A 12,826-nucleotide genomic window follows, 5' to 3' on the forward strand; every position below is an offset into this window, starting at 1 on the left:
TACCTCGACAATCTCCATGCGTTCCAAAATACTTGGCCGCGCGGGGAACCACCGCACCGCCTCCGGAGTCAAACAGTGTCATGACCGGAATCACAGCTGACCCCGCCGCCCTCGCCACCGTCGCCGACAGCGCCTCGCTGACTGCAGGGCGTCTCTCCGCCGGCGCCGATCCGGGGGAAGCGCCACCGGTGTTCGCGATCCCCCAGGCGTCACGTTTCCTCGCCTCCCTCACCGCCGCGCGTGCCCGGCAGGCCGCCGCCGCGACCGACCTCGCCCGCTTCTACGCTGACGCCGGGGTCTGCCTGACCGGCCTCGCCGGAGCCCTGGACCGCCAGGAGACCACCGCCGCCGGACGCTTCGGTTCCCTCCACGGAGGCAGGTCATGATCCCCGACCTCACTGCGGTCGTCGCCCCGGTCGCCCGGCTCATCCCCGACGCCGCGGCCCCCGGTGTCCACCCGCTCACCGCGTTGCTCGGCGACGCCGGCCTCGCCGACGCCCTGTCCGGTCTCCCGGCGATGGCTGAGGCAGCGGTGACGGGTTCAGCAGGCACCGCGGTCGTCACCACTCTGGCCGACGCCGGTCGCCGGGCCGTGGAACTGCTCAGGCTGTCGGGGGACCTCGAGGTCCTGGCCGGGGAGGCCGTGGCCGCGGTGACCCGTGCCGCCGACGACATCACCTCCATCGCCGGGCAGTGCGCCCGCGAGGTCGTCTCGCTGCTCATGGTCTCCCCGGTGACCCCGGTGACCGGTGCCGCCGCCGCCCGGACCGGATGGTCGCACCTGGCCCGGGCTGCGGAACGCCTCGTTGTGCTGGAATCGGAGCTCGACGGGTTGGCGTCACGGGTGGAGGTGGTGAACGAAGCGTCCCCCACCGCCCCGGCACCGCCGCTGACCGGGTCACCGGACGCCGGGCCACCGGCCGCGGCGGCGGCGTCCGGAACACCCGGCGCCACCGACCATGCGGCACCGTCACGGTCCGTGGAGTCCGGCGATGTCATCGGCGCACCCACCCCGCAGGCCGCCGCAGCGGTGGACGCCGCGAGGTCCGCACTGGGAACCCCCTACGTCTGGGGCGGAAATGTCCCGGGTCAGGGCATGGACTGCTCCGGACTGACCCGGTGGGCCTACGCTCAGGCGGGGATCGAGATCCCCCGGACCGCCAACGCCCAGGCGGTCGGACCGCAGGTCCCCGTGGACCAGCTCGCGCCCGGGGACCTGGCGGTGTGGGACGGCCACGTCGCCATGGTCACCGGTGACGGCATGATGATCGAGGCCGGTGATCCGGTGCAGATGTCACCGGTACGCACCGAGAACATCGGTATGGGCTTCCACGGCTTCTACCGTCCCACCGGATAGGACAGGCACGATGCGGAAACGTTCCGGGCTCGCCCGAATCACCTCCACCCCGGCGGACCCCGGCTACCATGCCGGGCAGTTCCTCGGGCCTCCCCCGCCGACAGTGCCCGCTGTACTGGACCGCCGACTGTTCAGTACGGCGCCCGGGGCGGTCGACGCTTCGGGGGCACAGCCCGTCGCACCGCCACGTTCCGCCCGCTAGACTTGCCGACCATGGCAGACCTCTTGGCAGACCGCGGCATCGTCCCCCTCGAACTCGAGACCACCGACGGAACCTTCTTCACGCTCTGGGCTCCGGGATGGATCGCCCGGGGCGAGCAGTGGCAGGCGTTCCTCGGTGACGATTCGGGGGTCTTCGGCTTCGACTCCCCCGCCGCTCTCCTCGCCTGGATCCGAGATCACCGTGGCGGGGACGCGCACGATCTCGTCGACCACCCGAGATGGGCCGCTTTCTCGGAGAACGCCGCGGCGAAGGTCACCCCGCGCAAGTCCGGCCGGATCAGCCTCATCGAGGTGCCGAACCACCTCGCCGGCCGCCCGTCCTTCGACAACGTCAAGGCCGTCGCCTCCGCATTCGACGTGCTGAGGTCCCTCGGCGCGGTATGCGGCCTGGAGAAGATCACCACCTGGTTCCGCTCCTACTCCATCCTGGGTAACACGGCCCGCGGCGCCGACCACTACAACGGCGAGAACGGTCTCGGCGAGTGGTCGAACGTGGGCTACACGGTGCTGAGCAACTGGAAGGAGATGCTGGAACTCGTCGACCAGCAGATCGTCACTCCGGAGGTCGACGAGAAGTCGCTGGCCCTCGCCGAGGCCGACATCGCCACCGCAGAGGAGAAGAGCCGGGAAGCTGACGCCCCGGCACACGCCGAGGCCGCGCAGGATGCCGCCGGGACAGACGGGGCAGACGCCTCAGCGGCAGCGGCCGGGGACGCGGCAGAGGTGAAGGACACGGACACCTCCGACCCCTACGATTCGACCCCCTGGGCCACCGCCGGAATCGACCCGGTGCGCATCACCGTCGACGGCACAACCGTCTACACCCTGCGGTGCTATGTCGGTGACCGTGAGCCGGTCTTCCTCGGCGAGAACGCCCGGATCCACACCTTCACCTCGGGCCGTGCCCTTGTCCGCTGGATCGTGGACGCCAGAGACCACGACCTCGCCGAGATGCAGACCTGGTCCGACCTGGTGACCCTGGCCAACGCCGGTGAGCTGGAGGTCACCGTGCACCCGTCGAACGAGTACGGTTTCACCGGTCTACGCGAGGACATCGCCAAGGGCACCGAGGCCGTCGACACCGACCAGCTGGCCCGTGCCTACGAGCTCGTCGCCGACGCCGCGGACTGGGCCGACGACGACTCGGTGAACAAGGTCCTGCTCGCTTATCCACGACTGCAGGACTACATCGCCTACATGCTCGGATCACCGTCCTCCGGCACCCCCACCGCCCCCTTCGACGAGGAGTCCGAGGGCTGGGGAGAGATGGAACGGCGCCTCACCGAGCACTTCACGAAGTTCTGAGAACGTTCACCTGCCTCCGGGACGGGCCGCACACGGTCCTATAGTTGGCGGGTGACCAGTTCCTCTTCCCCGTCCCCTACCCCCGGACATCCGGCCACCGACTCGCCCCCGACCGCACCCGGATGGTGGGCACTGCTCACTGCGGTGCACAATCCGCGTCCGACATGGCCGGGGGCACTGCGCGCCGCCCTGGCGATGGCCATCCCCGCCGGTGTCGCCCTGCTGCTGGGATACGAGCAGCAGATGCTGCTGATCACCGGTGGCAGTTTCGCGGTCATCTACGGTGAGGGCCACCCCTTCCGCTCCCGGTTGCGGATCATGGTCACCGCCGGACTGCTCCTGGCTTTCGGCCAGATGGCCGGGGCCTTCGTCGGGTCCGTGGTGTGGCCGGCGATCGACGCGGGCGGCTCCGACTGGTGGCTGCTGCTCATCGCCTTCTTCGCCACCACGGTATCCGCGGTCGTCGTGTTCATGCAGAATGCGCTGCGGCTGCCGCCCCCGGGCGGATTCTTCCTCATCATGGTCTCCGGCGGCGCCACCATGGTCGCCAAGCAGGGCATGAACCCCGTCGAAGTCGGCGGGTGGGCACTGCTCGGCGCCGCGACGGCCACCGTCATCGGCATGGTCCCGGCACTGTGGGGTCTGCACCGCCCGGAGATCACCGCCGTGGAACGGTTGGAGAAGGCGGTGGGAGCCTACGCGGCGGACCCCGCCCCGACGGTCGCCCGCACCCACCAGGTCGAGACCCTGCTCGTCACCACCTGGTACATCCTCTTCGACGCGGGCCACGCACGGGGCGGCGAGAGTACCTCAACCTCTTCCTCAACCTCTTTCTCGACCTCCGCACCCGGTCGAACAGAGAGCCTCAGTGAGGAACTGGTGCACCGCACGCTCACCGCACACGTGCTGCTGGCCCGGAGCAATCCGGCCGCCGGGCGCCGTGACGACTCCGCCGCCGAGGAGCTCACCGACACCCCCAACTACATAGACCTTTCCCGGCACGCCGTCCCGTTGTCCCGGCCCTCGGTCCGCTACCGCGTGTACCGTTCCCTGCACTGGTACTCCCAGGCGACGATGGCGTCGCTGAAGGTGACCGTCGCGTGCCTGGCCGCCGGGGTGGTCGGTATCGCCTGCGGTTTCGACCGCCCGGACTGGGCTGTGCTCTCGGCGATGCTGGTCCTGCAGTGGGGTCCGGAACGCCGTGCAGGCACCATCCGCGGCCTGCACCGCGTCATCGGCTCGGTGGTGGGTGTCGGCATCTTCGCGCTGATCCACCTGGCCGGCGTCCACGACTGGTCACTGCTGCTGGTCCTCGCGGTGTGCCAGTTCTTCGCCGAGGTCTTCGTGGTGAAGAACTACGCGTTCACTGTGATGGCCTCCACCTCACTGGCACTGCTCATGGGCGGCACCGTCCAACTCCCCCTCGGAGAGGTCGTCACCGCCCGGTGGGCGGAGATCGGGCTCGCGACGGTGTGCTCGATGGCCGCACTGTGGCTGTACCCGCGCGCCGCCGCAGTCCGTCACGCACGGCGCCTGGTCCATCGCTCCTTTGAGGCGATGGGCGCGCTGCTCGGTGAGCTGTTGACGGCGTCCTCGGTGCAGGACGCCCTGGCACAGCGCCGTGACCTGCAGTACGAGCTGCTCAGTGAGCGCCGTGCAGCGCAGTCCGTCGCACTTGATGCCCCGGGGTTCGCCGAAGAGCACTGGCCGCGGCACCTGGCCATCCAACGCGCCGGCTACCTGCTGCTGGACTTCTGCACCACCGCCGGAGACCGGGCGGTGGCCCCGGCGGAGGTCACGGAGCTGGCGGCGACGGTGAGGCACGCCCGCCAGGTCACGGTGCCCTGATCCCCCGGCCCCCGCCCGCACGTCCCCGTCGCACCCCACCCGCCGGGTTCGTCCGGTGCCCCACCGGGCCGCGACCCGGTCGGCCACCTGGTTTCCTACTTCGCGGCACTGTCCGGGGCGGAGGTGATGTCGGCCCCGGTGTCGGCCCCGTTCTCCTCCGGAGCGACGATGCGGCGCACACTCCAGATGATCTCGGCGATGCCGACCCAGGCGACCGTGTGGGCGATCGCGAAGAGGATGCCCTTGAAGATGTCGAAGTCATCGGAGGTGAACAGCAGGATCAGCGGATAGATCATACCGATGACCATGATCGCCAGGCAGGTGAGATAGACCTTCGACTGCGACCGGTCCCGGCCGGCGACGGACATGGAGGTGACGTCGAACTGGGAGTTCGCCGGGGGCTGCTGCACCGGCGCTCCGAAAGCGCCGGAGTTGTGACTGGGCTGACCGTACGGGCCCGGCTGACTGAACTGGGACTGCCCGTACTGGTCGAGGGGGCTCTGCGGGACCTGCGGGGAGGACGGATCTCCTCCGGCGTTGAGCACGTTGGTCACCGAAGCGTCATAGGACGGGGCGTGACCGGACGACAGGACGGGCTGCTGCCCGACGGACAGGGCGGTGGGGGCCTCGGAGGAGGTGGGCCGGCTGTCGGCGAGCTGGTGCAGCCAGGAGACGTCGATGACGCCGTCAGGACCCGCCAACGCCGCCTCGTAGGCGTTGCGCTTGGAGGGGTCGGAGAGGATCATCCGGGCCGTCGTGAGCTGGTCGACCTCCGGCGAGTTCGACTGGTAGCCCTGGCCGAGGAGTCCGTTGATCCGCTGCTCCAGCAGCGACCCGATCTCTGCGGGCGGCATGTCCTTGTCCAGCCCCAGCTCGGTGTAAAGGTCGTAGTTGGGCATTGCTCTGGTCACGTCCGTTCTGGTTCTCGGTGAGTGAACCCTACTCATTGTTGACAGAATGAAGACTAACGCATCTTCCTGAGAATTCTGCGACAGTCTCACGGGAACGTCATGAACAAACGGGAACTCCCCTGAGGTCATCCTCTGCGGTGTCCGACGCCAGCAGCAGCGAGTACCGGTCCCGGTCCCCCGCCTGTGGCAGTGCGACCTGTGCATCACCTACGGGACCGACCTCGATGACACAGTCCCCGGATGTCAGTACGCGCGTCGCCGCACTGGACCCCAGCCTGTCCCGGGTCTCCGCATCGCCGAAGTCGGCGACGACCAGCGTACGTCCACCGCCGTGACAGGTGATTCTCGCCCGCTCGCCGTCCCCGGCGGATGCAGAGGAGCAGGTCATGCCGAGCCAGCCCGACTCGTCCTGCCTGTCGGGCAGCAGGTCCGGGAACGCCGCCACCATCGACTGCTCCGCGTCCGACCAGCCCGGATGACGGGCGTGGTCCGCCACGGCGACGCCACCGAGGGCCAGGACCACCACGGCCGCCACGGCGGATACCGTGACGAGGACGCGTCGTCGGCTGCGCCGCGGTCGTTGTGGCCGGTCTGAACGGCGGCCCTGCGCACCGGGCGCGTCCTGCACCGTCGGGGCGGTCTGCGCCGTGGGTGCCGGGCCGGCGGGTGCCGCCGTCGTGGCCTCCAGCGCGCTGAGAATCTCATGGGCCGAGACGTACCGCTGTGACGGGTCATCCGCCAGGGCCCGGGCGAGCACGGTGAGGATCGCCGGGGCCCTGCCCTGGTCGGGCCCCGCCAGTGCGCGGGCCGGGACGGACGGGAACTGACGCGCGAAACGCCACGCGGCCTCGGGCATCGTCTCCCGCAGCGGACGCAGGGTGAGCATCTCGAAGACGATGAGGGCGAAGGCGTACAGGTCCACCGACGCCCCCGGTACCGGTCCTCCCTGGACCGACCGGAACTGCTCCGGCGCCATGTAGCGGTCGGTGCCGATGAGGAACCCGACCGAGGTCAACCGGGTGTCGTCCTGGGTGAGGCTGATGCCGAAGTCGGTGAGCACTGAGGCGTTCCACGCACTGTGCCGGTGCGCCCCGCCCGGCACGAGGATGTTCGCCGGTTTCACGTCCCGGTGGATGACCTGGGGACGCATGTCGTGGATCGTGTCCAGGGCGTCCGCCACCGGACGCAGCAGCCCGACGGTCTCGGCGACGGTGAACGGCCCACCGGACGTGCGGCGTGAGGCGATCAGTGAACCCAGGTCACCACCGTCGACATAGTCCATGACGAAGTACGCCACACCGTCCGGTGAGATCCTCGCTGAATGCACACCGACGATCGCCGGATGACGCAGCTGTCCGAGGATCCGGCTCTCCTGCCGGAACCGCTGCAGACCGTCGGGGGTCGCCCCGGCGCTCTCCAGCACCTTCACCGCCACCCACCTGTTGAGTTCCCTGTCGCGGGCCCTGTAGACCCGACCCATGCCACCCTTGCCGATCTGGCTGAGGTCGGTGAGACCGTGCCTCTCCCCCAGGAAGCTGAGGAACCTGGTCCAGCCGTCGTCACCGGGGGCCGGAGCCCCCGAGAGTCCGCTTCCGCTTCCGTCCCTGTGCCCGTCCCCGTCCCTGTGCTCGTTCACTGTCGGTGCCACCGCCTCTACAGGGTTCCGCGGGTCTTCAGCGACCAGTAGTTCTCCCGGGCGTAACGGGCCAGGGCGAAACGTCGGGCCGGGGAATTCCCGCTGCGCACCGAGAACCCCGGCACGCCGTTGCCCTCCAGGGAGCGGCACAGGTAGTCGATCTTGGTGTTGACCTTCTTCTGTGACCAGCCGAGCGTCCGCTCCAGATCACGGACCGTGGGGACCTTGTCCATCCCGGCACCGGGGACGGCGACCAGTGGGGCGGCGAGGGCCTGCAGCAACAGCTTCTGCTCCTCATTCGGTTCGAAGCGCCCCACCGTCATCATGCCGGGGTCGATGCCGGTGTCGATGCCGGTGTCGAGGTCGGGCGGACGAAGGGTCCTCGCGACCGTGAGGTGAATCTCATAGGTGCATCCGGAGGTCGCGAAGACCACCGCAGACTGCCCCGGCGGCAACGGCAGTGTCGCACCGGGGCCGACCCGGAGCTCAGCGAAGGAGTTCTCGGCCCGCGGATGGATGCTGGCGCTGATCCGGGTGCCGTGGTTGCTGACCATCCAGGTGGTGCCGTCGGCCCAGAACTGGAGGAACCTACGGTGCATGAACTCGTCGTCCTCCCCGACCAGGAAACGGGCCGACCGTCCGGTCATCAGGGCCTGCCCCGGGTCGAGGGCGACGCGGTGCCCGATGAGATCGTCCACGACCATCTGGCCGGGATGTACCGCGTACTGCGCCACTGTTCCTCCGTGTGTTTCGTCCCGAGCTCCCTGAAGGCGTCGGACTGCCGACCAGCTCATCCTATCCAACGACGTCGGGGACGCGGGACGTCAGTACCTCTTCAGTCGGTACCTGGCCAGTACCTGTCCTCGGCGCGGTCCAGGCGTCGGGTTCGGGCGTTCGTCAGGACGGTGAACAGGACGGCGGCGGTGACGATGCAGAGAGTCCCCCAGCACACGGCAGCCTTGGAGAGATAGGAGCCGCCGCCGCTACCGGAGGCCGCCTGGTTCATCGACATCAGACGCAGCTGGTCAACCAGCGCCTGGTCGGCCCGGGAGAAAACGGCGTTCGCGTCGGCCCCGTCATCGTCCCCCTCGTCGCCGGGGACCGCCTCGGCGCTGGGGGACGCCGCCCCCTGGGCCGCCTGGACGCGGTTCGCGCCACCGGTCGCCGCAGTCACGGCACCGGAGCCGGTGACGGCACCCGTACCACCGGTGGTCGCCGTCGGAGCACCAGCCCCGGCGGCACCGGAGACCGCGACTGAGCCGATCGGTGCGGACTCACCCGGGGCGGACCTGCAGGACACCCGGTCAGTGCCCTTGTCGTACCCGGGGACAATGCCACCCTCGGCGAACAGGGTCGCGGTGAATGCCGCCGTACCGTCCTCGTTGAGCGAGGGGACGCTGTCATTGCGTGGCATGCTGAAGGCCACCTCGCCGCCGGCGTCCGCGGGTACGGCGATCGTATCGGTACTGAAGCTGCTGGTGAAGACGACCGGCAGGTTGCGGGTGTCCACCCGGCCACTGTCGATGCGGGAGGCCCGGACCAGCAGGTCCTGCCCGGCGACATTCACCGGCAGGGTCAGGGCGTCCGAGGTGACCTGGGCGAACGGGAAGTACCCGGCGAACAGTGCGCCGATCTCGCCGGGCAGCTGCACCTGGAAGGTTCCGTCCACGGAAAAGGCGTCCCCCGGGGCGACCCGGTCGGGCAGGTTCAGGGTGATGTTGGCGGTGAGGTCCATGTAACTGGGCTCGGTGGGGTTCTCGTCGACGGTGACGGCACAGGTGTAGGTCTGCTGCGCTGTGGCGGGGGAGGCGAGCGCCTGCGGGAGGACGGACACCGGGGCGATCCCGAATCCGAGCGCGACGACGGCGCCGCACGCCGCGGTCCTGATGACGGTGGAATTCTTCGGCATGGGACTATCCCTCCAGCTCTCTGCGGGTACGGGTGAATCGAAGGTAGGACCGGGTGGCCAGTGAGACGGCGGCGGCGACGACGGCACCGGCGACGACCAGCAGCATCCAGTCGGGCACCCAGACATCGTTGCTGTGCGGGTCGGACTGTGTGACGGCAGGGACAGCGTCCTCCGTGGCGGGGGCCGCGTCCTGCGTGGCGGACGCCGGAGCCGACGGAGACGCCGACACCGGTGTGGACGCCGCCGGTTCCACAGACTGCGCGACGGCAGCCCCCGCTCCGGTACCGCCCACGGCCAGGGCGAGGGCGATCCCGGCGACGCCGGCCGTCCACCGCCTCGTTCGTGCATGTGTCACTGGTTTCCTCCCAGGTTGGCGTCCCGCAGCGCATCCGCCGGTGGGACGAGTGAAATTCTGTCGACCGGAACGGTCACCGCCGTTCGCAGCGCGACGACGGTGACCGCACCCATGACCGCCAGGGCCGGGAGAGGGACGGCGACGCGCGTCTCCACGCCCAGCACCGTGGCCAGCGCACCGGCGGTCACGCATCCCAGCAGGACGCCGGCCGCGAGTCCGATGAGGACGCTGACCGCCCCGACGACGACGGTCTCCGAGCCGACGAGGCGGCGCAGCTGCGCACCCTCCATGCCGAGCAGCCGCAGGACCGCGAATTCGCCGGACCTCCCACGCAGGCTCGTCGTCAGGGTGACGACGGCACCGAGCACCGCGATCACCACCGCGACGGCGAGCATCGCCGTGGCGATGACCCGCGCGGTGTCGACCATGGTGTCGACCTTCGCGTCGGTGACGGTCATGCCGGTGACCGGCAGCTCACCGCCGATGGTGGCGACGGTGCGCACCGACCCCAGCACGTCGCCGCGGTCGCCGTCACCGCCGAGTGCGACCCACACCGCGGTGGGCACGGTCACGATGCCGACCGCCGAGGTCACCGAGGGGTCGATGAGGCCCGGTAGCGGCAGGTCGGCGACATAGTGCACGGTCAGCGGACGCTCGCCGGTCGGACCGGTGAGAGTGACCGTTGACCCGTCGCGGAACGGCGCCTGCTCGGAGAACGGCAGATACACCGCCCCCGGGTCGGACTCCGCCAACGGGAACCGTCCGTCGGTGACCGCCGCGAAGTCTGCGGCGTGTCCGGCGACCATGCCGGTGATCAGGCGGGTTCCGCTGCCGGGCTGTCCCGGGGCGGACGCCGTCCCCGCCGGGGATTCCCCGGTCAGCCGCATCCGGCCCACGGTGACCGGCACGGTGCCGCCGGCCCCGTCCACGTCGCCGAGGGCCTGCATCACCACCGGATCGAGGGCGGCCGATCCGGTGTAGGCACCGACCATGATCTCGGGTCCGGGGTCGGCACCGGACCGGGCGTCCGCTGTCGCGGAGACCGACGCCAGACTGACCCAGCTGACCGCCGTGACCGCTGCGGCGAGCACCACGGCCATCCCGGTGGCGGCGGTCCGTCCCGGGAAGCTTCGGATCTCCGCCGCACCGATCTCCCCGAGCGGATGCCGGTCACCGATGAGACGTCCTGCCAGTTCCGCCCCGGCCCAGCACAGCGCCGGGACGGCGGCCACGAAAGTGAGGAAGAAGATCACCCCGGCCACGACCGCCACACCGGCCCCCGCGAACCGGGATGCGGTCAGGGCGAGAACCGCGAGGACGACGACGGCCGTCAGCCGGACAGCGACCGCCTTCGGACGTGACTGCCCTGCACCGGTCGACCGGCGCAGCGAGTCCGCCGGGGAGACGCGGCCACCGGCGACCGCGGGCCCCACGACCGCCACCAGCGCGCCGAGAACAGCGACGACCGGTACCGCGATGAGCGGGGCCACCGGGACGACCACCTGGGACCACGGGATCACGGGAACGCCCGGAACCATGCCCAGCAGCGGGATGGCCGGATAGGCCAGACCGATGCCGACCGGCACTGCCAGCAGTCCGCCGACCAGGGCGATGAGCGCGGACTCGAGGAAGAGGACCGTACTGATCCGGGTGCGTGAGGCGCCGATGAGCCGCATCAGCGCGAGCTGGCGACGGCGTTCCGGCAGGGACGCCCAGATCACGGTGCCCAGCACTGTCAGTGCGACGAAGGCGGTGATCAGTGCGAAGCCGTCGACGGTGAACGACAGGATCGACAGGCCGGTATCGTAGAGGGTCTTCGTGGACTCCACCAGAGCGGCGGTGGTCTCCGGCCAGTTGCCGGGGACCGTGGCGTTGATCTCGGCGGTGACGGCTCGGGCATCGGCCCCCGGTTCCAGGGCGATACGCACCTCGTTGGACCCGTCGGTACCGGCGAAGGCCTCCGCGAGCTCCGGGGTGACGACCGCGTAGTCGGTGTCCGTGTAGTCCAGGGCACCACGGGTGTCGACCTCGCCGACGACCGTGAACTCACCGGTACCGGACTCGTCGGTGCCCATCGTGACCCGGTCACCGATGCCGAGCCCGGTGTCGTCCATGGTTTTCCTGCCCAGCACGACCTCGGTACCGGTCTGCGGGTAGTGTCCGTCGGTGAGGTCCTGCCAGCGGAAGTTCTCCGCTGGCAGGGACTCGATGACGGTCGGGGTGACCTTTCCTCCGGCCCACAGGGCGGCGCGGGCACGGGTGAGGCCGTCAGCCGAGGCCACGCCGTCGAGTGCGGCGAGATGCTGCACATCCTCCGGCGACATGCCTGTTCCTCCCCCGGCGGCGGTGGGGTCGGCGTCCCTTCCCCCGACGCCGGTCCCGGCACCGGTCTGACTGCGCACCACAAGGTCTGCACCCTCGTAACTGATCCCGGCCCCGGCGTCCACCCGGCTGTCGAGGGTGGCACCCAGGATGCTGCCGACCACCACGAGGACACCGCCGAGCAGCACTGCGGCGAGTAGTGCGAGGGTGCGGCGGAACGCGGCGAGCTCATGCCCGACGAGGCTGAGGGTGGTGGGGACGGGCATCAGTCGACCGTCCGGACATCGGTGCCGCCGGTATCGGCCGGAGCGGCGGTGCCGCCGGCGACACCGGTGGTGAGGTGGCCGTCGGTCATACGGTGGACCGAGTCCGCGCGCGCGGCGATGCGCTCGTCGTGGGTGACGATGACGAAACTCTGCCGACGCCGGCGGGCGGCCCAGGTGAACAGCTCCACCAGATCGTCGGCGGTGGCGGAGTCCAGCGCTCCGGTCGGCTCGTCGGCGAAGACGATGTCCGGCTGACCGAGGAGTGCGCGGGCCACGGCGACGCGCTGCTGCTGACCGCCCGAGAGTTCACCGGGCCGGTGGTCGAGACGGTGGAGGATACCGAGCGTCTCCGCCAGAGATTCGACCTCGGCGTCGTCCACGGACCTTCCCGCGAGCCGGAGCGGCAGGGTGATGTTCTGCCGGGCGGTCATCCGGGGCAGCAGCTGGAAGTCCTGGAAGATGAAACCGACGCGTTCACGGCGCAGCCGGGTCAGGGCACGGTCCCGCAGTCCGCCGAGGTCGACGCCGCCGATGGACACGGTGCCGGAGTCAGGCCGGTCAAGGCCGGCGAGGAGCTGCAGGAGGGTGGACTTCCCCGAGCCGGAGGGGCCGATGACCACGGCGATCTCGCCGGATTCGACGGTCAGTGTGACATTCTCGACGGCGGTGACGGTCTCGTCACCGGAACGGAAGTA

The 12,826-nt window shown here is 70.1% G+C and carries 12 protein-coding genes; 5 read left to right on the forward strand and 7 right to left on the reverse strand.

Features of this window, described 5'->3' with window-relative positions:
• Positions 1–80: 80 nt before the first annotated feature.
• Genes QZV72_RS07945 through QZV72_RS07965 form a run of 5 tightly spaced genes read left to right on the forward strand, consistent with a single transcriptional unit; the run spans position 81 to position 4,732 of the window.
• The gene (locus QZV72_RS07945; protein WP_297007036.1) at positions 81–386 is read left to right on the forward strand and encodes a hypothetical protein; all 306 of its coding nucleotides are present in this window, start codon (positions 81–83) and stop codon (positions 384–386) included.
• On the forward strand, positions 383–1,357 hold the full coding sequence (locus QZV72_RS07950; protein WP_297007039.1) for a C40 family peptidase: 975 nt from the start codon (positions 383–385) through the stop codon (positions 1,355–1,357). The genes QZV72_RS07945 and QZV72_RS07950 overlap by 4 nt, the downstream gene beginning before the upstream one ends.
• Positions 1,358–1,367: 10 nt before the next feature.
• A complete protein-coding gene (locus QZV72_RS07955) occupies positions 1,368–1,559 on the forward strand; it encodes a hypothetical protein (protein ID WP_297007041.1) in 192 nt (63 codons plus the stop codon).
• A 23-nt stretch (positions 1,560–1,582) separates the two neighbouring features.
• Entirely contained in the window at positions 1,583–2,884 is a 1,302-nt protein-coding gene (locus tag QZV72_RS07960; protein WP_297007065.1) for a hypothetical protein, read from the forward strand.
• Positions 2,885–2,935: 51 nt separating this feature from the next.
• A complete protein-coding gene (locus tag QZV72_RS07965; protein WP_297007044.1) occupies positions 2,936–4,732 on the forward strand; it encodes an FUSC family protein in 1,797 nt (598 codons plus the stop codon).
• A gap of 95 nt (positions 4,733–4,827) precedes the next feature.
• Here the strand turns inward: QZV72_RS07965 and QZV72_RS07970 are convergent, their stop codons facing one another.
• The 7 genes from QZV72_RS07970 to QZV72_RS08000 form a co-directional block, all read right to left on the reverse strand.
• Positions 4,828–5,643, reverse strand: a complete 816-nt coding sequence (locus tag QZV72_RS07970) for a hypothetical protein (protein ID WP_297007046.1) — start codon at positions 5,641–5,643, stop codon at positions 4,828–4,830.
• Between the two features lie 97 nt (positions 5,644–5,740).
• Positions 5,741–7,279, reverse strand: a complete 1,539-nt coding sequence (locus tag QZV72_RS07975; RefSeq protein WP_297007049.1) for a serine/threonine-protein kinase — start codon at positions 7,277–7,279, stop codon at positions 5,741–5,743.
• A 17-nt stretch (positions 7,280–7,296) separates the two neighbouring features.
• A complete protein-coding gene (locus QZV72_RS07980; RefSeq protein ID WP_297007050.1) occupies positions 7,297–8,013 on the reverse strand; it encodes a hypothetical protein in 717 nt (238 codons plus the stop codon).
• A 101-nt stretch (positions 8,014–8,114) separates the two neighbouring features.
• Positions 8,115–9,188, reverse strand: a complete 1,074-nt coding sequence (locus QZV72_RS07985; RefSeq protein ID WP_297007054.1) for a hypothetical protein — start codon at positions 9,186–9,188, stop codon at positions 8,115–8,117.
• A 4-nt stretch (positions 9,189–9,192) separates the two neighbouring features.
• Positions 9,193–9,543, reverse strand: coding sequence for a hypothetical protein (locus tag QZV72_RS07990; protein WP_297007056.1), 351 nt, complete (start codon positions 9,541–9,543; stop codon positions 9,193–9,195).
• Complete coding sequence (locus QZV72_RS07995; RefSeq protein WP_297007059.1) at positions 9,540–12,131, reverse strand: FtsX-like permease family protein; 2,592 nt, start codon at positions 12,129–12,131, stop codon at positions 9,540–9,542. The genes QZV72_RS07990 and QZV72_RS07995 overlap by 4 nt, the downstream gene beginning before the upstream one ends.
• The coding region (locus tag QZV72_RS08000) for an ABC transporter ATP-binding protein (protein ID WP_297007062.1) at positions 12,131–12,826 on the reverse strand (696 nt) is incomplete at its 5' end. The genes QZV72_RS07995 and QZV72_RS08000, both read right to left, overlap by 1 nt.

Origin of the sequence: uncultured Corynebacterium sp., from assembly GCF_902782855.1 — a bacterium.
Classification (GTDB): Bacteria; Actinomycetota; Actinomycetes; order Mycobacteriales; family Mycobacteriaceae; genus Corynebacterium.